General features: G+C 66.5%; 19 protein-coding genes. 16 read left to right on the top strand and 3 right to left on the bottom strand.

Annotation, left to right across the window (positions count from 1 at the left end; genetic code table 11):
- Positions 1-2 precede the first annotated feature (2 nt).
- Complete coding sequence (gene acnA / locus ACZY0X_RS14350; RefSeq protein ID WP_463771302.1) at positions 3-2,816, bottom strand: aconitate hydratase AcnA; 2,814 nt, start codon at positions 2,814-2,816, stop codon at positions 3-5.
- Positions 2,817-2,977: 161 nt separating this feature from the next.
- Here acnA and ACZY0X_RS14345 point away from each other — a divergent pair, with 161 nt between their 5' ends.
- The 9 genes from ACZY0X_RS14345 to ACZY0X_RS14305 all read left to right on the top strand — a co-directional run bounded on the left by ACZY0X_RS14345 (position 2,978) and on the right by ACZY0X_RS14305 (position 11,930).
- The gene (locus ACZY0X_RS14345) at positions 2,978-3,520 is read left to right on the top strand and encodes an Rv1476 family membrane protein (protein ID WP_463771301.1); all 543 of its coding nucleotides are present in this window, start codon (positions 2,978-2,980) and stop codon (positions 3,518-3,520) included.
- 219 nt (positions 3,521-3,739) lie between these two features.
- Positions 3,740-5,197 carry an NlpC/P60 family peptidoglycan endopeptidase RipA gene (ripA, locus tag ACZY0X_RS14340; protein ID WP_463771299.1) on the top strand — a complete coding sequence of 486 codons (1,458 nt, stop codon included), beginning with the start codon at positions 3,740-3,742 and terminating at the stop codon, positions 5,195-5,197.
- A gap of 10 nt (positions 5,198-5,207) precedes the next feature.
- Positions 5,208-5,912, top strand: a complete 705-nt coding sequence (gene ripB / locus ACZY0X_RS14335; protein ID WP_463771298.1) for an NlpC/P60 family peptidoglycan endopeptidase RipB — start codon at positions 5,208-5,210, stop codon at positions 5,910-5,912.
- A gap of 148 nt (positions 5,913-6,060) precedes the next feature.
- Positions 6,061-7,197, top strand: coding sequence for a chaperone MoxR1 (gene moxR1 / locus ACZY0X_RS14330; RefSeq protein ID WP_463771297.1), 1,137 nt, complete (start codon positions 6,061-6,063; stop codon positions 7,195-7,197).
- A complete protein-coding gene (locus ACZY0X_RS14325) occupies positions 7,194-8,132 on the top strand; it encodes a DUF58 domain-containing protein (RefSeq protein WP_463771295.1) in 939 nt (312 codons plus the stop codon). Before moxR1 ends, ACZY0X_RS14325 begins: the two co-directional genes overlap by 4 nt.
- Positions 8,133-8,180: 48 nt before the next feature.
- Positions 8,181-9,188: a VWA domain-containing protein gene (locus tag ACZY0X_RS14320; RefSeq protein WP_463771293.1), complete on the top strand. Its 1,008-nt coding sequence runs from the start codon at positions 8,181-8,183 to the stop codon at positions 9,186-9,188.
- A 66-nt stretch (positions 9,189-9,254) separates the two neighbouring features.
- On the top strand, positions 9,255-9,971 hold the full coding sequence (gene fabG1 / locus ACZY0X_RS14315) for a 3-oxoacyl-ACP reductase FabG1 (RefSeq protein ID WP_241399128.1): 717 nt from the start codon (positions 9,255-9,257) through the stop codon (positions 9,969-9,971).
- Between the two features lie 49 nt (positions 9,972-10,020).
- A complete protein-coding gene (gene inhA / locus ACZY0X_RS14310; RefSeq protein ID WP_463771291.1) occupies positions 10,021-10,830 on the top strand; it encodes an NADH-dependent enoyl-ACP reductase InhA in 810 nt (269 codons plus the stop codon).
- 11 nt (positions 10,831-10,841) lie between these two features.
- A complete protein-coding gene (locus tag ACZY0X_RS14305) occupies positions 10,842-11,930 on the top strand; it encodes a ferrochelatase (RefSeq protein ID WP_463771289.1) in 1,089 nt (362 codons plus the stop codon).
- Here ACZY0X_RS14305 and ACZY0X_RS14300 read toward each other — a convergent pair.
- On the bottom strand, positions 11,896-12,756 hold the full coding sequence (locus ACZY0X_RS14300; RefSeq protein WP_463771287.1) for a hypothetical protein: 861 nt from the start codon (positions 12,754-12,756) through the stop codon (positions 11,896-11,898). The genes ACZY0X_RS14305 and ACZY0X_RS14300 overlap by 35 nt on opposite strands.
- 58 nt (positions 12,757-12,814) lie before the next feature.
- Here ACZY0X_RS14300 and ACZY0X_RS14295 point away from each other — a divergent pair, with 58 nt between their 5' ends.
- Genes ACZY0X_RS14295 through ACZY0X_RS14285 form a run of 3 tightly spaced genes read left to right on the top strand, consistent with a single transcriptional unit; the run spans position 12,815 to position 14,847 of the window.
- Positions 12,815-13,246 carry an NfeD family protein gene (locus ACZY0X_RS14295; protein ID WP_463771286.1) on the top strand — a complete coding sequence of 144 codons (432 nt, stop codon included), beginning with the start codon at positions 12,815-12,817 and terminating at the stop codon, positions 13,244-13,246.
- A gap of 18 nt (positions 13,247-13,264) precedes the next feature.
- On the top strand, positions 13,265-14,494 hold the full coding sequence (locus ACZY0X_RS14290; protein ID WP_463771285.1) for an SPFH domain-containing protein: 1,230 nt from the start codon (positions 13,265-13,267) through the stop codon (positions 14,492-14,494).
- Complete coding sequence (locus tag ACZY0X_RS14285; RefSeq protein WP_463771283.1) at positions 14,491-14,847, top strand: DoxX family protein; 357 nt, start codon at positions 14,491-14,493, stop codon at positions 14,845-14,847. Before ACZY0X_RS14290 ends, ACZY0X_RS14285 begins: the two co-directional genes overlap by 4 nt.
- Before the next feature lie 122 nt (positions 14,848-14,969).
- On the opposite strand, the gene ACZY0X_RS14280 is transcribed toward ACZY0X_RS14285, so the two are convergent.
- Complete coding sequence (locus ACZY0X_RS14280; protein WP_463771281.1) at positions 14,970-15,719, bottom strand: TVP38/TMEM64 family protein; 750 nt, start codon at positions 15,717-15,719, stop codon at positions 14,970-14,972.
- 155 nt (positions 15,720-15,874) lie between these two features.
- Between ACZY0X_RS14280 and mutA the strand changes: the two genes are divergently transcribed.
- The 4 genes from mutA to lipL all read left to right on the top strand — a co-directional run bounded on the left by mutA (position 15,875) and on the right by lipL (position 22,405).
- Positions 15,875-17,752 carry a methylmalonyl-CoA mutase small subunit gene (gene mutA, locus ACZY0X_RS14275; protein WP_463771280.1) on the top strand — a complete coding sequence of 626 codons (1,878 nt, stop codon included), beginning with the start codon at positions 15,875-15,877 and terminating at the stop codon, positions 17,750-17,752.
- A 1-nt stretch (position 17,753) separates the two neighbouring features.
- A complete protein-coding gene (scpA, locus tag ACZY0X_RS14270; RefSeq protein ID WP_463771278.1) occupies positions 17,754-20,012 on the top strand; it encodes a methylmalonyl-CoA mutase in 2,259 nt (752 codons plus the stop codon).
- A gap of 7 nt (positions 20,013-20,019) precedes the next feature.
- Positions 20,020-21,003: a methylmalonyl Co-A mutase-associated GTPase MeaB gene (gene meaB / locus ACZY0X_RS14265; RefSeq protein ID WP_463771277.1), complete on the top strand. Its 984-nt coding sequence runs from the start codon at positions 20,020-20,022 to the stop codon at positions 21,001-21,003.
- A gap of 79 nt (positions 21,004-21,082) precedes the next feature.
- Complete coding sequence (gene lipL, locus ACZY0X_RS14260; protein ID WP_463771595.1) at positions 21,083-22,405, top strand: esterase/beta-lactamase LipL; 1,323 nt, start codon at positions 21,083-21,085, stop codon at positions 22,403-22,405.
- Positions 22,406-23,026 lie beyond the last annotated feature (621 nt).

Raw genomic sequence — 23,026 nt, 5'->3', positions numbered from 1 at the left:
GGTTAGGACTTGAGCATGTTACGCAGCACGTACTGCAGGATGCCGCCGTTGCGGTAGTAATCCGCCTCGCCGGGCGTGTCAATACGCACGATCGCGTCGAACTCGACCTTTGTGCCGTCCTCCTTGGTGGCGGTGACGTGCACGGTCTTGGGCGTCTTGCCCTCGTTGAGGTCCGTGATGCCCGAGATGTCGAACACCTCGGTGCCGTCGAGCTTCAACGACGCCGCCGACTCGCCTGCGGGGAACTGCAGCGGGATGACGCCCATGCCGATCAGGTTCGACCGGTGAATGCGCTCGAATGACTCGGTGATGACCGCGCGCACGCCAAGCAGGCTGGTGCCCTTGGCCGCCCAGTCCCGCGACGAACCGGAGCCGTACTCCTTGCCGCCCAGCACGACCAGCGGGATGCCCGCCTTCTGGTAGTTCTCCGAGGCGTCGTAGATGAACGCCTGCGGGCCACCATCCTGCGTGAAGTCGCGGGTGTAGCCGCCGGACACATCGTCGAGCAGCTGGTTCTTCAGCCGGATGTTGGCGAAGGTGCCGCGGATCATCACCTCGTGGTTGCCACGGCGTGAGCCCAGCGAGTTGTAATCCTTGCGCTCCACGCCGTGGGCGTCCAGATACTGCGCCGCCGGGGTGCCCGGCTTGATGGCACCGGCCGGACTGATGTGGTCGGTGGTCACCGAATCGCCCAGCAGAGCAAGAACTCTCGCTCCGGTGATGTCCTTGACCGGCTCCGGTTCGGCGGGCATGCCGTCGAAGTACGGAGGCTTGCGGACATAGGTGGAGTTGTCGTCCCACTCGAAGGTGTTGCCCTCCGGTGTCGGCAGCGAACGCCAGCGCTCGTCACCCTTGAAGACATCGGCGTAGGAATCGGTGAACATCTCGCGGTTGATCGATGAGGTGATGGTCTCCTCGATCTCGGCCCCCGTCGGCCAGATGTCCTTGAGGAACACGTCATTGCCGTCGTGATCGGTGCCGAGCGGGTCCGACTCGAAGTCGAAGTCCATCGTGCCCGCGATGCCGTAGGCGATCACCAGCGGCGGTGAGGCCAGGTAGTTCATCTTGACGTCGGGGGAGATGCGGCCCTCGAAGTTGCGGTTGCCTGACAGCACCGCGGTCACCGAGAGGTCGTTGTCGTTGATGGCCGCCGAGATCTCATCCGCCAGGGGCCCGGTGTTACCGATACAGGTGGTGCAGCCGTAGCCGCCCAGGTAGTAGCCGAGCTTCTCCAGGTACGGCCACAGCCCGGCCTTGTTGTAGTAGTCGGTGACCACCTGTGAGCCCGGTGCCATGTTGGTCTTCACCCACGGCTTGGAGGTCAGGCCCTTCTCGACGGCCTTCTTGGCCAGCAGCGCCGCACCGATCATCACCGTCGGGTTCGAGGTGTTGGTGCAGGATGTGATGCCCGCGACGACGACGGCGCCGTGATCGAGCACGAAGTCGCCGCGATCCGCGGAGCGCACCTTGACCGGCTTGGACGGACGCCCCTCGCTGCCATTGGCGGCGGACGGATGAGCGTCGACAGCACCGTCATCGGCGAACGAGAGCGAGACGGAATCGCTGGCCGGGAAGGACTCGTCGACGGCCTCGTCCAGCTTGGTCTCCGGCGTCGGGTGGTTCTCCTCGACGTAGTTGTGGATGTCCTTGCGGAACGCGTTCTTGGCATCGGTGAGTTCGATACGGTCCTGCGGGCGCTTGGGGCCCGAGATCGAGGGCACCACGGTGGACAGGTCCAGCTCGATGTACTCGGAGAAGACGGGTTCCTTGTCCGGGTTGTGCCACATGCCCTGCGCCTTGGCGTAGGCCTCGACGAGAGCCAGCTGCTCATCGGACCGGCCGGTCAGCCGCAGGTACTTGATCGTCTCTTCGTCGATCGGGAAAATCGCTGCCGTGGAACCGAATTCGGGGCTCATGTTGCCCAGGGTTGCGCGGTTGGCGAGCGGGACCTCAGCCACGCCCTTGCCGTAGAACTCGACGAACTTGCCGACCACGCCGTGCTTGCGCAGCATGTCGGTGGCCGTCAGCACCACATCGGTGGCGGTCACGCCGGGCTTGATCTCGCCGGTCAGCTTGAAGCCGACGACGCGGGGGATGAGCATCGAGACGGGCTGGCCCAGCATCGCGGCCTCGGCCTCGATACCGCCGACGCCCCAGCCCAGCACACCCAGGCCGTTGACCATGGTGGTGTGGCTGTCGGTGCCCACGCAGGTGTCCGGGTAGGCCTTACCGTTGCGGACCATCACGGTGGGGGCCAGGTACTCGATGTTGACCTGGTGCACGATGCCGGTGCCGGGCGGGACGACCTTGAAGTCGTCGAAGGCGCCCTGGCCCCAGCGCAGGAACTGGTAGCGCTCGCCATTGCGTTCGTACTCGAGTTCGACATTGCGCTCGAAGGCGCCGGCATTGCCGAAGACGTCGAGGATCACCGAGTGGTCGATGACCAGCTCGGCGGGGGAGAGCGGGTTCACCTTGTCCGGGTCGCCGCCGAGCGCGGCGACGGCCTCGCGCATGGTGGCCAGGTCGACGACGCACGGCACGCCGGTGAAGTCCTGCATGATCACCCGGGCCGGGGTGAACTGGATCTCGATGCTCGGTTCGGCGGCGGGGTCCCAGCCGGCGATGGCCTCGATGTGCTCCTTGGTGATGTTCGCGCCGTCCTCGGTGCGAAGCAGATTCTCGGCGAGGACCTTCAGGCTGTAGGGCAACTTCTCGGTGCCGGGCACCGCGTCCAGGCGGTAGATCTCGTAGCTCTGGTCCCCGACCTTCAGTGTGTCGCGGGCTCCGAACGAATTAACGGAATCCTTACTGCTCACATCAACTCCCGTTTAGTCATCGCCGCGACGGGCTGTGTCGGCGGCGCCCTCAATCCTAGCAGTACGCTTGTCCTGTAAGACCCTGAGGGTTCGGGTCCCAGTCTTGTCCTGATGAGCGCGTGCTGCCAATCGTTTCCGCACCTATCGCGTAGCCTGCCCGTGTGACAGGTCCGCACGTCATCCCGTCGCTGCCGGCGTACATCCCGGCCGACGTCGACATCAACGCAGTGATCGCCGCCGTTGCCGCCGATGGGGTCAGCGCGCCCGCCGACGATGTGCCAGCGCTCAAGCAGGTGGTCACCGACGCTCGTGCGGACGGCATCGACCTCAAGATCGTCGTGATACCCACAAATCCGCCGATAGACACTCCGCTGCGGGATATCGCCACCGAGGTCGGTGCGGCCAACCCGGGGTCGACGGTGCTGGCGATCAGTCCCTCATTCGCAGGTACCTACAGCGAACAATTCGACCGGGTGACCCTCGAGGCCGGCCAGGATCTGGCAAAGGTTCCGGGTGATCCCGTGCAGTCGGCGAAGAATTTTGCGGGCGAGTTGACCGAGACGCACTTTCCGTGGACGGCTTTGTCGATAGTGCTCATCATCGGGGTCGCCGCCGCCGCGGCGGTCACGCGAATGCTGCAGGTCCGGGCCCGACGGTCCGTCGCAACGCCCGCGCCGGAAGCGCCTGCGCCTCCGGCGAACTGACGCGAATTCTGCGTTCTTCGAATTCGAAGATCACCATTCGATAACGCCCGTTTCAATTACAAGTTTGTAATTCGTTACGAACGTTTCTTTGGCGCTTCATGTGACGTACGGTGCAGATGGTGCTTGATGTTGCAGGAGTGTCTTTTGTGGCCTCTGTGACCAAGAACTCGACGGACGTGCCGGGGCGTTCGCGTTGGATCCGAGGAGACAGTGAGTCCGATGAGACGCAACATTCGCGCCTCTGCCTACCGTCTGTGCTGCAGGGTCGGCGCGGCTTCGCTCGCGGTCGGCATCGTCGTCACGTCGGTGGTCAGCCACGGCACGGGGATCGCCGTGGCTGACCCCGGCAGTCCTTCCGGAATCGCCGGTCTCGTCGCCGACGTCGCCAACGCCAATCAGCGCCTGCAGGAACTCGGCGCGAACATCCAGAGCGAGCAGGAGGGCGTCAATCAGGCGATCCTCGGTGTGCAGACCGCACGCGACAATGCCGCTGCGGCGCAACGCGACGTCGAGGCCAGCCAGGTCGGTCTCAAGGACGCCAATGCGGCCATCACCGCCGCACAAAAGCGGTTCGACGCCTTCGCGGCATCGACCTACATGAACGGGCCCGCGGCGTCGTACGTCACAGCCACCGACCCCGCGGACATCATCGACACCGCCACGGCCGGACAGACTCTGATGATCTCGTCGCAGCAGGTGATGGCCGATCTCCAGAAGGCCAGGACCGAGCAGGTCAACCAGGAGTCCGCCGCACGACTGGCCAAGCAGAAGGCCGACCAGGCAGTCGCCGACGCCCAGAGCAGCCAGGACTCCGCCGTCGACGCCCTAACGCAGGCGCAGAAGACGTTCGGCGACCAGCAGGTGCAGTTGGACAGGCTGACCGCCGAAAGATCCGCTGCGCAAGCCAAACTGGCCGCCGCACGTCAGCAGGCGGCACCCGCCGCCGCGGCGCAACCGCAAGCCGCTGCGGTTCCCGGGGCCAGCCCCGCTCCGGCGGCGAATCCGGCTCCGGGGGCCAACGCCTCGCCGGACTGGGACCGCGCCCCGGGTGCGCAGCCGCAGGCCGGCCAGGCCTCCGAGTGGGACACGACGCTGCCAGCCATCCCGAGCGCGTTCGTCAGCGGCGACCCGATCGCGATCATCAACACGATCCTCGGGATCGCGCAGTCCTCCTTTCAGGTCACCCAGGACCTGGGTCGCGGATTCCTGCAGAAGCTCGGGATCCTCCCCACGCCAACGGGAATCACCAACGGTGCGATACCCCGCGTCTACGGTCGTCAGGCCTCCGAGCACGTCATCCAGCGGATGCAGTCGCAGATGGGCGTGCCCTACTCGTGGGGCGGCGGTAACGCGGCTGGTGCCAGTCGGGGTATCGACTCCGGTGCGGGCACAGTCGGTTTCGACTGCTCCGGGCTGATGCTGTACGGGTTCGCCGGTGTCGGCATCAAGCTCGACCACTACACGGGCTCGCAGTACAACGCAGGCCGCAAGATCCCGTCGTCGCAGATGCGCCGCGGCGACATGATCTTCTACGGACCCAACGCCAGTCAGCACGTCGCGATGTACCTGGGCAACGGCCAGATGCTCGAGGCGCCGTACACCGGGTCACACGTCAAGGTCTCGCCGGTGCGGACCAGCGGTATGACGCCCTATGTGACTCGAATGATCGAATACTGATGGGATTGCCTTGCGTTTGACTTCTGTTCGTCCTCTCCAGGCGCTGGCCACGGTGGTCTGTGCGCTGGCACTCGCCATCGGCCTCGCCGTGCCCGCCGCGGCCGAGCCCGATGGTGGTCAGTGGGATCCGACGCTGCCCAAGATCGTCAGCTCCGGGGCTCCCGGTGATCCGGTCGCCGCCGCGAATGCGGCGTTCTCGGTCAGTCAGCTCGCGCTGGAGACCACCCAGAACCTCGGCAGCAAGTTCCTGCAGACCATCGGGCTGGCTCCCACACCGTCAGCCGGCCTGCCCGCGGGTGCGCGGGTGCGCGGTCCGCAGGCGATCGAGTACGTCATCCGGCGCGGCGGTTCGCAGTTGGGCGTGCCGTACTCCTGGGGTGGCGGCGCGCTGAATGGGCCCAGCGCTGGCGTGGACTATGACGCGGGCAAGATCGGCTACGACTGCTCGGGCTTCACTCGCTATGCCTTCGCCGGCGTCGGCGTGCAGATCCCCAAGTACTCGGGCGACCAGTACAACGCGGGCCGCAAGGTGCCGCAGTCGCAGGCCAAGCGCGGTGACCTGTTGTTCTGGGGTCCCGGCGGCAGCCAGCACGTCGCCATCTTCCTGGGCGGCGGAAAGATGCTCGAGGCAGCGGGCAGCGCGGAGAAGGTCACGGTCAGCCCGGTGCGGACGGCCGGCCTACAGCCCTATCTGGTTCGCATCATCGAGTCCTGATCGGACCGGCCGTCGGGACTCGCCGGTGACCGGCGACGTCGACGGATTCCGAACAGCCTGGAATAGTTGACGGCGAGCGCCTGCAGATCATGTGCGGGCGGTGTAAAGCGCGGCGAGTTCGGCGCGAACGAATGTGGGAGGAACCTGAATGACGTCACCGAGTGGGCCGCCGCAGGGCGCCGGAGGTTTCCCCGGCCAGAGCCCGGGCCAGGGCTACTCCGGAGGACCGCAGCAGGGGGCTTCCACCAACGGCGGCCTGCAGGGCGAGGTGCACACCCTCGAGCGCGCGATCTTCGAGGTCAAGCGCATCATCGTCGGCCAGGACCGGCTCATCGAGCGGATGCTTGTCGGCCTGCTCGCGAAGGGCCACGTGCTCCTCGAGGGTGTCCCCGGTGTCGCGAAGACACTCGCGGTCGAGACCTTCGCCAAGGTGGTTGGCGGCACGTTCGCGCGCATCCAGTTCACCCCCGACCTGGTGCCCACCGATATCGTCGGTACCCGCATCTACCGGGTCGGCAAGGAGGAGTTCGACACCGAGATCGGTCCGGTGATGGTGAACTTCCTGCTCGCCGACGAGATCAACCGCGCGCCCGCCAAGGTGCAGTCCGCCCTGCTCGAGGTCATGGCCGAGCGCAAGGTGTCGATCGGCGGCAAGACCTTCCCGCTGCCCAGCCCCTTCCTGGTCATGGCGACACAGAACCCCATCGAGCAGGAGGGCGTCTACGCCCTGCCGGAGGCGCAGCGCGACCGCTTCCTGTTCAAGCTGAACATCGACTACCCGACGCCCGAGGAAGAGCGCGAGATCATCTACCGGATGGGCGTCACCCCGCCCACGCCGAAGCAGATCCTCGACACCGGCGATCTCCTGCGTCTCCAGGAGGTGGCCGCAGGCGTTTTCGTGCACCACGCACTGGTCGACTATGTGGTGCGCATCGTCACCGCGACGCGTGAGCCCGAGAAGTTCGGTATGCCCGACGCCAAGGCGTGGATCGCCTACGGCGCCTCACCGCGTGCCTCGCTCGGCATCATCGCGGCGTCCCGCGCGCTGGCGCTGATCCGCGGACGCGACTACGTCATCCCGCAGGACGTCGTCGAGGTGATCCCGGACGTGCTGCGGCACCGCCTGGTGTTGACGTACGACGCGCTTGCCGACGAGGTCTCGGCCGAGACGGTGGTCAACCGCATTCTGCAGACCGTCGGACTGCCTCAGGTCAATGCGATTCCTCAGCAGGGCCATTCGGTGGCGCCTGCAATGCCCGCCGCGGCGGCGGCCAGCGGTCGGTGACCCCGACCCAGGGCCGCACGGTCGACCTACCGTCACTGCAACGGGGGCAGATCCGCGACCCCGAGCTCTCGGCGGCGCTGCGCAAGCTCGAGCTGACGGTGCGCCGCAAGCTCGACGGTGTCTTGCACGGTGACCATCAGGGTCTGATCCCCGGCCCGGGGTCCGAGCCGGGGGAGTCCCGGATCTACCAGCCCGGCGACGATGTGCGCCGCATGGACTGGTCGGTCACCGCACGGACCACGACTCCGCACGTGCGGCAGATGATCGCCGACCGTGAGTTGGAGACGTGGCTGGTGATCGACGTGTCCGCCAGCCTGGACTTCGGCACGGCCGGATGCGAGAAGCGTGATCTCGCGGTCGCCGCCGCAGCCGCCGTCGCCTTCCTCAACAGCGGAGGCGGCAATCGCCTGGGCGCGGTGATCACCAACGGTGAGAGCACCAGACGCGTGCCAGCGCTGTCCGGCCGGATGCACGAGCAGGAACTGCTGCGCGCCGTCGCCACCATGCCCAAGGCGCCAGTCGGCGTGCGCGGCGACCTGGCCTCGGCCATCGACGCGCTGCGCAGGCCTGAGCGTCGGCGGGGCATGGCCGTGATCATCAGCGACTTCCTGGGGCCGATCACCTGGATGAAGCCGCTGCGTGCCATCGCCGGACGTCACGAGGTACTCGGCATCGAGATCGTCGACCCGCGTGACGTCGAGCTTCCCGATGTCGGCGAGGTGATCCTGCAGGACACCGAGTCCGGTGTGACCCGTGAGTTCACCATCGACGCCCAGCTGCGCGAGGACTTCGCCAAGGCGGCCGAGGCCCACCGCGCCGAGGTGGCGCGCACGCTGCGACGGTGCAACGCACCGCTGATGACACTGCGCACCGATCGGGACTGGATCGCCGACGTGGTGCGGTTCGTGGCGCACCGCCGCCTGGCCGGCCGGTAGCGGTCAACGACCAGAGTGCACCCACAACACTGAAATGATAAGTCGTACATGACATTACCGCTGCTCGGACCGATGACGCTGTCGGGCTTCGAACACGTCTGGTACCTGCTGTTCCTGCTCGTGGTGCTCGTGGTGATCGGGCTCTACATCGTGATGCAGATGGCGCGTCAGAAGCGGATGCTGCGCTTCGCCAACATGGAACTGCTGGAGAGCATCGCGCCCAAGCGCTCGTCGCGCTGGCGGCATCTGCCGGCGATCCTGCTGGTGCTGTCAATGCTGCTGTTCACCGTCGCGATGGCCGGGCCCACCAACGACATCCGGATCCCGCGCAACCGCGCCGTGGTCATGCTGGTGATCGACGTGTCGCAGTCGATGCGCGCCACCGACGTGGCGCCGAGTCGCCTGGTCGCCGCGCAAGAGGCGGCCAAGCAGTTCGCCGACGAACTGACCCCCGGCATCAACCTCGGCCTGATCGCCTACGCGGGCACGGCCACGGTGCTGGTGGCACCGACCACCAATCGCGATTCCACCAAGGCCGCGATCGACAAGCTGCAACTGGCCGACCGCACCGCCACGGGTGAGGGCATCTTCACCGCGCTGCAGGCCATCGCCACCGTCGGCGCGGTGATCGGCGGCGGCGACGAACCGCCGCCGGCACGCATCGTGCTGATGTCCGACGGCAAGGAGACGGTGCCGTCGAACCCCGACAACCCCAAGGGCGCGTACACGGCGGCACGCACCGCCAAGGACCAGGGAGTGCCCATCTCGACGGTGTCGTTCGGCACTGCCTACGGCTACGTCGAGATCAATGACCAGCGTCAGCCGGTTCCCGTCGACGACGAGATGCTCGGACGGATCGCGGAGTTGTCCGGGGGTGAGGCGTTCACCGCGTCCAGCCTGGAACAGCTCAAACAGGTGTTCTCATCGCTGCAGCAGCAGATCGGCTACGAGACGATCAAGGGCGACGCCAGCGTCGGATGGCTCCGTCTCGGTGCGCTGGTGCTTGCGTTGTCCGCGCTGGCGGCACTGCTGCTCAACCGCCGCTTGCCCGGGTAGTGCGCGTGATCGCGGTCGCAGTGGCCGATTTCGAGCAGGCCGGACCGAGACGATAGGTTGACGCACATGCCGGAATTCGTCTCGCGCTCCGTTCTCGTCACTGGTGGCAACCGTGGCATTGGCCTAGCGATCGCCCAGCGGCTTGCCGCCGACGGCCACAAGGTCGCCGTCACGCACCGAGGCTCCGGCGCCCCGGAGGGGTTGTTCGGCGTGCAGTGCGACGTCACCGACTCCGAGGCCGTCGATAGGGCATTCACCGAGGTCGAGGAGCATCAGGGCCCCGTCGAGGTGCTGGTGTCCAACGCAGGCATCTCCCAGGACGCATTCCTCATCCGAATGACCGAGGAACGGTTCGAGAACGTCATCAATGCGAACCTCACCGGCGCGTTTCGGGTGGCCCAGCGGGCCTCGCGCAGCATGCAGCGCAAGCGTTTCGGCCGGATCATCTTCATCGGCTCGGTCTCGGGTATGTGGGGTATCGGCAACCAGGCCAACTACGCGGCCGCCAAGGCCGGTCTCATCGGCATGGCCCGCTCGATCTCTCGTGAGCTGTCCAAGGCCGGCGTCACCGCGAACGTCGTCGCCCCCGGCTACATCGACACCGAGATGACCCGCGCGCTCGATGAGCGGATCCAGGCGGGTGCCCTGGAGTTCATCCCCGCTAAGCGGGTCGGCACCGCCGAGGATGTCGCCGGGGCCGTCAGCTTCCTGGCGTCGGAGGATGCTGGCTACATCGCCGGTGCGGTGATCCCGGTGGATGGCGGCATGGGCATGGGTCACTAACCAGAATTTCTCGCTCCCAGAACTCTTCCCCTGAAAAGGAGTCAGCACCATGGCAGGCATTCTCGAGGGCAAGCGGATCCTCGTCACAGGCATCATCACCGACTCGTCGATCGCGTTCCACATCGCCAAGGTCGCCCAGGAGGCGGGCGCGGAGTTGGTGTTGACCGGTTTCAACCGGATGAAGCTGATTCAGCGGATCGCCGACCGGCTGCCGAACCCGGCGCCGCTTCTCGAGCTCGACGTGCAGAACGAGGAGCACCTCGCCACGCTCGCCGATCGGGTCACCGAGGTGATCGGTGACGGCAACAGGCTCGACGGCGTCGTGCACTCGATCGGCTTCATGCCGCAGACCGGCATGGGCATCAACCCGTTCTTCGACGCGCCCTACGAGGACGTCGCCAAGGGCATCCACATCTCGGCGTACTCGTACGCCTCGCTGGCCAAGGCCGTGCTGCCGATCATGAATCCTGGCGGCGGCATCGTCGGCATGGACTTCGACCCCACCCGCGCGATGCCGGCCTACAACTGGATGACGGTCGCCAAGAGTGCGCTGGAGTCGGTCAACCGGTTCGTCGCCCGTGAGGCCGGCCAGTTCGGCGTGCGGTCGAATCTCGTTGCCGCAGGCCCGATCCGCACGCTCGCGATGAGTGCCATCGTGGGTGGTGCGCTGGGAGCCGAGGCAGGCGATCAGATGAAGCTTCTCGAAGAGGGCTGGGATCAGCGTGCTCCCATCGGCTGGAACATGAAGGACCCCACACCGGTCGCCAAGACGGTGTGCGCCCTGATTTCCGATTGGTTGCCCGCGACCACCGGATCTATCGTCTACGCCGACGGCGGCGCGCACACGCAGCTGCTCTGAGCCGTCGCGCTGTGGAATTCGATGCCGTTCTGGTGCTCTCCTTCGGAGGGCCGGAGGGGCCCGAGCAGGTGCGGCCGTTCCTGGAGAACGTGACGCGCGGACGCAACATCCCGCCCGAGCGTCTCGACGGGGTCGCCGAGCACTACCTGCACTTCGGTGGCGTCTCGCCGATCAACGGCATCAACCGCGAGCTCATCGCGCTGCTGCGCAGTGAGCTGGAGCGCCGCGGCACACCGCTGCCCGTCTACTTCGGCAACCGCAACTGGGAGCCGTTCGTCGAGGACACCGTGGCGGCCATGCGCGATGACGGCGTTCGCCGTGCAGCCGTGTTCGCCACGTCGGCTTGGGGCGGTTACTCGAGTTGCACGCAGTACGTCGAGGACATCGCCAGGGGACTGGCAGCCGCGGGTGCGGGTGCCCCGCAGTTGGTCAAGCTGCGGCACTACTTCGACCATCCGCTGTTCGTCGAGATGTTCGCCGACGGTATCGCGGCCGCGGCGGCGACGCTGCCCGACGGTATGGCCGACGACGCCCGGCTGGTGTTCACCGCCCATTCGATACCCATTGCGGCCGACGAGCGATACGGCCCGCACCTGTACAGCCGACAGGTGGCCTATGCGTCGCGGTTGGTGGCAGCGGCGGCCGGTTACGCCGAGTACGACCAGGTGTGGCAGTCACGTTCTGGTCCACCGCAGGTGCCGTGGCTGGAACCCGATGTGGGCGACCATCTCTCGGCGCTCGCCGCGGCCGGCACCAGGGCCGTCATCGTGTGTCCGATCGGCTTCGTCGCCGACCACATCGAGGTCGTGTGGGACCTCGACAACGAACTGGCGGAGCAGGCCGAGCGGCTGGGGATCGCCTTCGCCCGTGCGGGCACGCCCAACGTCGACCCCCGGTTCGCCGGTCTGGCCGCAGATCTCATCGACGAACTCCGTGCCGATCGTCAACCCGCGCGCCTCGATGGGCCCGACCCCGTGCCCGGCTGCGGCTACAACCTCGACGGTCAACCCTGCGCGGAGTCGCCGCGTTGTGTCCGCGAGATCGCGAAGGAGAACGGCCCGGCGGTCAGGCCTGCCAGGCCGAGTGCAGGATCTCGATGACCGCGGCCATCCGTGCCGTCCGAACCACACCCGTCAGCGGCTGCAGCGCATCGTTGGCTATCTGCATCTCCGATGAGGTCTGCAAGCCGATCGGCATCAGCCCGGAACTCACCGTGATGATCGCGTCGACGTGCGCGGCGTTCTCGAGCACGCGCAGCGCGCGTGTAGGCGCGTGGTCGGGCGCGTGGTGCAGCCGGCCGGATTCCAGGATCTGCTCGACGAGTCCGCGCGGGTCAGCCACGTCGGGGTCTGTCGCTCCGGCCCGCAGCATGCCGAGCGCGTCGGCGGCCGACCGCACCGCCGAACGCAGGTCATACTCGGCCTGACCGAGGTCGCCGTACGCCGGTACGGGCACCGTGGGCAGCGAGTAGACGGTCCACGACAGTGAGCTTGGCTCGCCGTACTCGGCCTCGTCGTCGAACTCCGGATCGACGTCGGGGTAGGCGAACTCCGGCACCAGGCCCACCGCGTCGACCCCCGCACGGGAGACGACAATGGCCTCCCCGACGGCGATCGCGTCGAGTTGGAACTGGGTGCCCGCGGCCAGCCCGCGCACGTCGCCGGGTACCGGCAGGGCGATCGACATGGCAGGTTCGCCGGTCGTGGGGCCGGCTGCGGTGCGCAGTGTCTGCAGCATCGACACCGCGCCGGCATCGGTCAAGTCGGGCCACGGCAGACCCGTTCGCGTGGCGGCGACGGAGTCATAGGCGGTGACTAAATGTCTTGGCGCCCAGAGTGATAAGGCGTCCAGGACGTCATCGGGCGCAGCCTTGCCCGCGAGCCAGGCGTTGGCCCACACCGCCAGCGAAACACTTGGACACCACATGATCACCGGAGTGTAGTTGTTGCCGACCGAGTGAGCCGGGACACGTTAGGCTGGTTGCATGCCCGTTTGGTTGCTCTGGCTGGTCGCCGCTGTTGCGTTGGCCGGCGCGGAGGCGCTGACGGGTGATCTGTTCCTGCTGATGCTCAGCGGCGGTGCGCTGGCCGCGGTCGGGTCCAGCCTTCTCATCGACAACTTCGTGATCGACGGCGTGGTCTTCGCTGTTGTGTCGATCCTGCTGCTGGTCCTCGTCCGTCCTGCGCTGCGGCGTCGGTTCGCGGCGGGCACGGGCCTGCCGGAACCGATGAAGGCGCTCGAGGGCAGGAACGCGCTGGTGCTCGACCGGGTGACGCGCCACGAGGGCCAGGTGAAACTCGACGGTGAGGTCTGGACGGCGCGGCCACTGAGCGATGGCGATATCTATGAGCCTGGCGACCATGTCACCGTCATGCGAATCGACGGCGCGACCGCCGTCGTCTTCAAGAGCGTCTGAGATTGGGAGGGATCTGCAATGGAGGGTGCTGTCGCCGGATTAGTTCTGGTTGCCGTCCTGGTGATCTTCGCGGTCATCGTTGTGGCCAAGTCGGTCAAGGTGATTCCGCAGGCTGAGGCCGCGGTCATCGAGCGGCTCGGTCGCTACAGCAAGACCGTCTCGGGTCAGCTCACGCTGCTGCTGCCATTCATCGACAAGATCCGTGCCCGCGTCGATCTCCGCGAGCGTGTGGTGAGCTTCCCGCCTCAGCCCGTGATCACCGAGGACAACCTGACGGTAAACATCGACACCGTCGTCTATTTCCAGGTGACCAACCCACAGGCCGCGGTCTACCAGATCAGCAACTACATCGTCGGCGTCGAGCAGCTGACCACCACGACACTGCGCAACGTCGTCGGCGGTATGACCCTGGAACAGACCCTGACGTCCCGCGACCAGATCAACGGTCAGCTTCGTGGCGTGCTCGACGAGGCCACCGGCCGCTGGGGCCTGCGTGTCGCACGTGTCGAGTTGCGCAGCATCGACCCGCCACCGTCGATCCAGGACTCGATGGAGAAGCAGATGCGCGCCGACCGCGAGAAGCGCGCCATGATCCTGACCGCCGAGGGCAACCGTGAGGCGTCGATCAAGCAGGCCGAGGGGCAGAAGCAGGCCCAGATCCTGTCGGCCGAGGGTGCCAAGCAGGCGGCCATCCTGGCCGCCGAGGCCGACCGGCAGTCCCGGATGCTGCGCGCCCAGGGTGAACGTGCCGCGTCCTATCTGCAGGCACAGGGTCAGGCCAAGGCGATCGAGAAGACGTTCGCGGCCATCAAGGCCGGTCGCCCGACGCCCGAGATGCTGGCCTACCAGTACCTGCAGACACTGCCGCTGATGGCCAAGGGTGAGGCGAACAAGGTCTGGCTGGTGCCCAGCGATTTCGGCACGGCGCTCCAGGGCTTCACCAAGATGCTGGGCGCGCCCGGCCAGGACGGCGTCTTCCGGTATGAGCCCTCGCCGGTGGAGGAGGACCTGCCCAAGCCCGAGGACGATTCCGCCGAGGTGGCGGAGTGGTTCAACACGAAGACAGATCCGGAGATCGCGCAGGCCGTCGCCCAGGCGGTGGCCGAGGCCCGCACCCCGGTGTCCTCCATCGACGCGCCGACGCAGTACCCGCCGCTGTCTCAGCAGGTGCAGCCGCCGGTGACCGACTACGGGCAGCAGGCGCCGGCACAGGCGCCCGCCCCGCGGCACGGCTCGCCCGAACAATGAGCGTCCTGACCGACAATCGGACGTACGCAATGCTGGCCGCGGGTCAGGCCGGCGACGCCGTGATCTGCGCCATCCCTATCCGGACAATCACCGAATGCCTCGACGACGTTGGATTCCCCAAGCAGAATCGATGGATCTTCGCGGTGATCAAGGCCGCGTCCGCGGTCGGGTTGGTGTCGGTGTGGCGGTATCCGGCGCTTGCCCGGCTGACCACCTTCATGCTGACCGTCTACTTCGTGCTTGCGGTGGGCGCCCATGTCCGGGCGCGGGATTTCGGCCGAAATGCCGCGGCAGCGACCACTTTGCTCGCCATCTACGGAGCGTTGACGGTGAAGGGGCCATCGCGCACGTGAGGAGCAGTTGGGTAGCACGCACGTGAGGAGCAGTTGGGTAGCACGCACGTGAGGAGCAGTTGGGTAGCGCGCACGTGAGGAGCAGTTGGGTGGCGCGCACGTGAGGAGCAGTGGGGTAGACGTCAGGGAGCGATAACCGGTTCACTGACCGGCTCAGGGTCCGACTCGGGCTCGCGATTGTGGCTTCTGCGGTGCGTTCGGAACTCGTAGAACAGTCCGGCGATGCCGAGACTGGCTGTGCACACCGACACCAGAAACAGCAGCGGGCTGACATTGCCGGTCAGTGCGTCTCCCAGAATGACGACCGCCGCGGTGCCCGGGAGCAGCCCGGCGAACGTCGCCAGCGTGTAAGGCACCACCCGCACCGCAGACGAGCCCGCGGCGTAGTTGAGCACTGAGAACGGCACCGCCGGGATCATCCGCATCGATAGCACGGTCGGCCAGCCACGTTCGGCGAGCCGAGCGTTGAGGGTGTCCACCCTCGGATGCTTGACAAGCCGGTCGAGGTGCCATCCGGCCGCGCGCACCAGCAGCAGGGCGATGACCGCACTGACCGCACTTGCGACCACGGCGATCGTCACGCCCACGATCGGACCGAACAGCAGGCCGGCCGCCAGCGTGAACGCCGTTCGCGGAAAGGGGAGCACGGTGATGACGATGTGTGCGGCCAGGAATGCCAGGGGGAACCACGGGCCGACCGAGGTGGCCCAGTCGCGAAGCTGTACCGCAGTGGGCAACGGCACCAGAAGCGCGACTGCGACAAGAATCACAATTGCGACCGCGATGGTGATTGCCCGGCGGCGCGGGACCTGAGCCGCCGTCGCGACGATCGCGGCGCGTACCGCGCGCAACGTTCTGACGACGGGCTTCACGTCTGCCAAGGGTACGTGGCGTGGCGCTCGTGCTCGCGTCGACGCGGCCACCGAAGGACTGAGACTCGCCCGCCCGGCGGTCATGACCGTGATGGTCATCATTTAGCCTGATGGCCGGGTGACGAGTCACAAGCTGCGACGACAGGGAGGTGCCGGTGTCCGTACAGGGATCTGGTTCCAGCTCCAGCACCATCGAGTCCGATCTCGCGGCCTGGCGCGCGGGTGTGGCGGGTGTGCTGGCGAAGAGCAGCCGAAAGGACCCAGCCGACCTCGGCGATGAGCCCGAGCGACTCCTTGACTCGCCCACTTACGACGGCTTCGGGGTCCGCCCCCTCTACACCGCGCTGGATTCGCTGCCTGAGCAGCCGCTGCCCGGTCAGTGGCCCTTTGTACGAGGCGGCGACGCGCTGCGCGACGTGAAGTCCGGATGGAAGGTCGCCGAGGCGTTCCCGGCCGCCGGGCAGGTCTCGGTCACCGACGGTAACGGCGCCGTGCTGGCCGCGCTGACCGAGGGTGTCAGCGCGCTGGTGCTGAAGGTCGGTGCCGACGGTGTCGGCGTCGACGAGTTGGACCGGATGCTCGAGGGCGTCTTCCTCGAACTGGTCCCCGTGATGCTCGACGTCGGTGGCGGCGGAAGCGAGTACACCGCGGCAGCCGAGTCGCTGCTCTCGCTGGTGACTGCTCTGCCTGCGGAGCGCCGCGCGCTGCTGTCGGTGGATCTCGGCGCGGATCCCCTGACCGCGTCGCTGGCCGGTCGATCGACCCCAACCATCGCGGAGGTCGCCGGCGTCGCCGCCAAGGCTGCGGAGTTCGAAGGCGGCGCGCGCGCCATCACTGTCGACGGTCCGTCGTTCCACAATCTCGGGGCGAGTGCGTCCTGGGAACTTGCCGGTGCCGTTGCCGCAGGTGTGAGCTACCTGCGAATGTTGGGCGAGCACGGCCTGGCGACCGACGATGCGTTGCGCCAGATCGCATTCCGATTTGCCGCCGACGACGACCAGTTCATGACAATCGCCAAGTTGCGGGCGGCACGCCAGCTGTGGGCGCGTGTCGCCGAGGTGGTTGGCGCTCCCGACGCGGGCGCCCCGAAGGTCCATGCCGTCACGTCGATGCCGATGATGGCCCAGCGTGACCCGTGGGTGAACATGTTGCGCACCACGCTGGCCGCGTTCGCCGCAGGCGTCGGGGGAGCGGACACGGTGTGGGTGCGCACGTTCGACAGCGCGATCGATGACGGATTGCCCGGCGTCGCTCCGAGTTTCGCGCGCCGTATGGCCCGCAACACCCAGCTGCTGCTGCTCGAGGAATCGCACATTGGTCGCGTGCTCGACCCGGCCGGCGGGTCCTGGTTCGTCGAGGACCTCACCTCCGAACTCGCCGAGGCGGCGTGGAAGCACTTCCAGGACATCGAGGCGCGGGGCGGTTTCGCCGATGCCCGCGACTTCGTCGTCGACCAGATCGAGCAGGTGCGGGACCGTCGGGCCGATGACATCGCGCACCGCCGCGCCGCGCTCACGGGTGTCAACGAATATCCCAACCTCGCCGAGGCCCCACTGCCCCAACAGGATTCGGAATCGGTGGTGTCGCGTTACGCGGCGGGCTTCGAAGCCTTGCGGGACCGCTCGGACGCGTACCTGGCAGCCAACGGTGCCCGTCCTCAGGCACTTCTGCTGCCGGTCGGCCCGCTTGCCGAGCACAACATCCGCACGACATTCGCCGCGAACCTGCTGGCCGCCGGCGGTATCGAGACGGTCAATCCCGGCACTGTCGAGGCATCTGATGTGGCACAGGCTCTGGCGGATGCGGGTAGCCCGGCTGCCGTGGTCATCTGCGGTACCGACGCGCGGTACGGCACCGACGCGGCCGACATCGTCGACGCCGCTCGAGCTGCGGGCGTCTCGCACGTCTATCTAGCCGGCCCTCAGAAGGCAACCGCCGACGCCGCCGAGGGATCGAGACCCGACGAACACCTGACCGCCAGGATTGATGCGATCGCGGTGTTGTCCACCCTGCTCACCAGATTGGGGGCCTGATATGACTGCGGTGACACCCGACAACGGGATCGCGAGCTTCGCCGAGGTTCCGTTGCGAGGCGATAAGAAGGGCGCTCCCGCCACCGAGGCCACCGTCGGCGAGCACGTCGTCGCCGCAGCGGCCGCGCACGGTTACACCGCTGACCAACTCAGCTGGGTCACGCCGGAGGGGATCGACGTCAAGCCGGTCTACATCGCCGCCGATCGTGACGCCGTGGTCGACGCCGGTTATCCGCTGGACAGTTTTCCCGGCGCACCGCCCTTCGTGCGCGGGCCGTACCCGACGATGTACGTCAACCAGCCGTGGACCATCCGGCAGTACGCCGGCTTCTCCACCGCGGCCGAGTCCAACGCGTTCTACCGACGCAACCTGGCGGCCGGGCAGAAGGGCCTGTCGGTGGCATTCGATCTGGCCACCCACCGCGGGTATGACTCCGATCATCCGCGTGTGCAGGGTGACGTCGGAATGGCCGGTGTGGCCATCGATTCCATCCTCGACATGCGGCAGCTCTTCGACGGTATCGATCTGTCGGCGGTGTCGGTGTCCATGACCATGAACGGCGCCGTGCTGCCGATTCTGGCGCTCTATGTCGCCGCGGCCGAGGAGCAGGGGGTGCCGCCGGAGAAGCTGGCGGGCACCATCCAGAACGACATCCTCAAAGAGTTCATGGTCCGCAACACCTACATCTATCCGCCCGAGCCGTCGATGCGCGTGATCTCCGACATCTTCGGCTACACGAGCGTCAAGATGCCCAAGTACAACTCGATATCGATCTCCGGCTATCACATCCAGGAAGCCGGTGCGACAGCCGATCTCGAGCTGGGCTACACCCTGGCCGACGGTGTCGAGTACATCAAGGCGGGACTGGCTGCCGGCCTGGACATCGACAAGTTCGCACCGCGGCTGTCGTTCTTCTGGGGTATCGGCATGAACTTCTTCATGGAGGTCGCCAAGCTTCGCGCGGGCCGGCTGCTGTGGAGCGAGCTCGTCGCCCAGTTCGATCCCAAGAGTGACAAGTCGCTGTCGTTGCGTACCCACTCGCAGACATCGGGTTGGTCGCTGACCGCGCAGGACCCGTTCAACAACGTCGCCCGCACCTGCATCGAGGCGATGGCGGCCACCCAGGGCCACACGCAGTCGTTGCACACCAACGCACTCGACGAGGCGCTGGCGCTGCCCACCGACTTCTCCGCACGCATCGCGCGCAACACCCAGCTGCTGCTGCAGCAGGAGTCCGGCACCACCCGGCCGATCGACCCGTGGGGCGGTTCGTACTACGTCGAGTGGCTGACCCACCAGCTCGCCGAGAAGGCGCGTGCCCACATCGCCGAGGTGGCAGAGCATGGCGGTATGGCGCAGGCGATCCGTGAGGGCATCCCGAAGCTGCGCATCGAGGAAGCCGCCGCACGCACTCAGGCGCGCATCGACTCGGGCGCCCAGACGGTGATCGGGATCAACAAGTACCAGGTCGACGAGGACCAGGAGGTCGAGGTCCTCAAGGTCGAGAACAGCCGGGTGCGCGCCGAGCAGATCGCCAAACTCCAGCAGCTGCGGGCCGAGCGCGACGAGGCCGCGACCCAGGCTGCACTGGCTGAATTGACCCGTGCCGCAGGCGCATCCGGACCGGCGGGGGAGGACGGGCTGGGCAACAACCTGCTCGCCCTCGCTATCGACGCTGCGCGCGCCAAGGCCACGGTCGGCGAGATCTCTGACGCGCTGGAGAAGGTCTACGGTCGGCATCAGGCCGAGATCCGCACCATCGCGGGCGTCTACCGAGACGAGGTGGGCAAGGTTAGCAACGTCAGTGCTGCAACGGAGCTGGTGGAGAAGTTCGCCGAGGCTGACGGCCGCAGGCCCCGCATCCTGGTCGCCAAGATGGGACAGGACGGCCACGACCGCGGCCAGAAGGTGATCGCGACGGCCTTCGCCGATATCGGTTTCGACGTCGACGTGGGCTCCTTGTTCTCCACGCCGGATGAGGTCGCCCGGCAGGCCGCCGACAATGACGTGCACGTGGTCGGGGTGTCGTCGCTGGCCGCGGGGCACCTGACGCTGGTGCCCGCCCTGCGTGACGCTCTCGCGGGAGTCGGCAGGCCCGACATCATGGTCGTGGTGGGCGGTGTCATTCCACCCGGCGACTTCGACGAGTTGTACGCGGCGGGAGCCGCAGCCATCTTCCCGCCGGGCACGGTGATCGCCGACGCTGCGATCGGTCTGCTGCAGAAGCTGGCCGAGCGGCTGGGCTACGACATCGGCTGACGGCGCAATGCCCCAATCGTCAGTCGATGAACTCGCGGCAGCAGTCCGTGGCGGCGACCGCGCCGCTCTGGCCCGTGCCATCACGTTGGTGGAGTCAACCCGCGCCGACCACCGCGACCAGGCTCAGCAGTTGCTGCTCGAGCTGATGCCCGAAGCGGGTAGCGCCCAGCACATCGGCATCACCGGCGTACCCGGGGTCGGGAAGTCGACGACCATCGAGGCGCTAGGCATGCATCTCATCGAGCGGGGCCATCGGGTGGCCGTGCTCGCCGTCGATCCATCGTCGACCAGGACCGGCGGCTCCATCCTGGGCGATAAGACCCGGATGGCTCGGTTGGCGGTTCACCCCGATGCCTACATCCGACCGTCTCCGACGTCGGGCACACTCGGCGGAGTCGCCCGAGCCACCCGCGAGACGATTGTTTTGCTGGAGGCGGCCGGATATGACGTCATCCTGGTCGAGACGGTGGGCGTCGGACAGTCCGAGGTGACCGTTGCCAACATGGTCGACACCTTCGTCTTCCTGACCCTTGCCCGTACCGGTGATCAGCTCCAGGGCATCAAGAAGGGCGTGCTTGAGCTGGCCGATGTGGTGGTGGTCAATAAGGCTGATGGCGCTCACGAGGTGGAGGCGAAGGCCGCCGCCCGCGAACTGGCGGGTGCGATTCGCCTCATCTATCCCCGCGAAACACTCTGGCGTCCACCAGTTCTCACGATGAGTGCGCTGCACGGGGCTGGCTTGGATGAGCTGTGGGAAACAGTGTGCAAGCATCGGCAGGTTCTGAGCGACGCTGGCGAGTTCGAGGCGAGGCGACGGACCCAGCAGGTCGATTGGACCTGGTCGATGGTGCGCGACACGGTGCTGGACCGGATTCTGCACCACCCGGGGGTCAAGGCGATCCGGGCAGATATCGAGCGCAGCGTCCGCGATGGCGAGCTGACGCCGGCGCTTGCTGCGCAACGGATACTCGACGCCGCGGAAGCCGACTGACTAACGGATCGATAACCTTTTTTCTAGTTAGCCGGGGCTGCGAGTACATTTCGAAATTGTGGCCCCTGTAACAGGTGGGATGCGCAGCGCGGCGCTTCCGCACGGTGTCGATGATGGCGTGTTCCCGCGCGATGCCCATGGCGCGCTCTCGTACGGTGCCCACAGCGAGCTTCCGCGCGGTGTCCACGGAGCCGCAGACTCGAACTTCGCGCGCGCGGTGCGTGCGTTCTCCCAGCTGTTCCCTCATCCGCGCCTCGGCGGGGGAGCCCTGGCGATCTATCTCGACGGTGAACCCGTTGTCGACGTCTGGACCGGATGGTCGGACCGCCGCGGCAAGACACGCTGGGACGCCGACACCGGGACGATGGTCTTCTCGGCGACCAAGGGGATGGCCTCGACGGTCGTGCACCGCCTGGCGGACCGGGGGCTTATCGACTACGACGCGCCGGTGGCCGAGTACTGGTCGGCGTTCGGTGCCAACGGCAAGTCACGGATCACCGTTCGTGAGCTCATGCGGCACCGGGCAGGATTGTCACAGCTGAACCGGGCCACGATGGTTGATCTGATGGACCACGTGCTCATGGAGGAACGGATGGCGGCGGCGCCGATGGGCCTGCTCCGGGGTCGTCCGGCCTACCATGCCATCACCTACGGCTGGCTGCTGTCGGGTCTGGCCCGGGCTGTGACGGGTTCGGGCATGCGCGACCTGTTCCGCACCGAATTGGCCGAACCGCTGAACTCCGATGGCTTCCATCTGGGCCGCCCGCCGGTTGACGCCGCGACGCAGCCCGCACAGATCATCGGTCCGCAGCGGCATCTGCAGAACCCGGTCTTCAACTTCGTCGCGCCCCATCTGGCCGCTCTACCGTTCTCCGGTGGGTTCGGCTCGCTGTACTTCCGAGGCATGAAATCGGTGGTACAGGGCGACACTCCGATGCTGGACACCGAGATGCCCGCAGCCAACGGCGTTGCGACCGCTAGGGCGTTGGCCAGGATGTATGCCCCGATCGCCAATGGTGGCATGGTCGGTGGCAGGCGGTTTCTGTCCGCAGAACTCGCGGCCGGCCTCGTCGGACCACGCAGCTTGCACCTCGATGGCAGCATCCTCATGCCGATGTCATTTCACCTCGGCTATCACGGTCTGCCGGTGGGTGGCATCATGCCGGGCCTTGGCCACGTCGGCCTGGGTGGATCACTGGGTTGGGCCGACCCGGAGAGTGGCCTCTCCTTTGGATTCGTCCACAACCGGCTACTGACTCCGCTGGTCGTTGCGGACCAGGCTGGCTTCGTGGCGACCGCTGCACTGATCCGGTATGGGGTTGCGCAGGCGCGCAAACATGGCTTCACCCCGATCTCGACGTTCGGTGCACCGTTCGCTGGCAGCAACTCCGCCGCCGTCTGAGCCGACGCCGTGCCCACGGGGTGGCGACGCTCGATCTTCGCCCAGAGGCGCCCACTGCAGACAACGTGCGTTGCCAGCGCTAACCACTGGTGGCGCAAGTGTTTTCGTCGTGTTGGTCAAATTCTGGCTACATCGTCGAATTCGGCGAATGCGACACCTGTCGCGGTTTTGCCCGAGCCGAATCGCGAGCACCCTGCCGTAACCGAGGCGATAGTTGCTAGAGCTGGCGAGGTCCAGGTGCTGCTGGGTCAGATGGTTACTGTGTGACTCGAGTCACGGCTAATGAATACCAATGCTCAAATTACACTTAACATGCACTTCTCATTCTCTCAGGAGATTTTCAGCAAACGCTTAGATCGCCTTGACGCATGCGTAAATTATGTGCTACATACCACGCCCCGAGCGATCCTGTCAGTTGTCCTCAAATAGTTTGCTGGTCATTGTCTCGGCAAAAAACCGACCAATCGTACTGAATATCGCCAGAATTGATAACAACCGTTAATTTCTTGCGTTCATGCACGTCAACCGAACAGAATCGGTAGACAGGACGAAATGACGGGTATCGGTGTAATCTTCCGGCCTGAGATTGGTGGTGTCTAATGCGCTTGTGTACATTTGCCG

The sequence above is a fragment of the Mycobacterium sp. IDUB_39 genome (assembly GCF_055419205.1).
The sequence above is the reverse complement of the archived record's forward strand: the minus strand, read 5'-3'. Positions and strand labels throughout refer to the sequence as shown.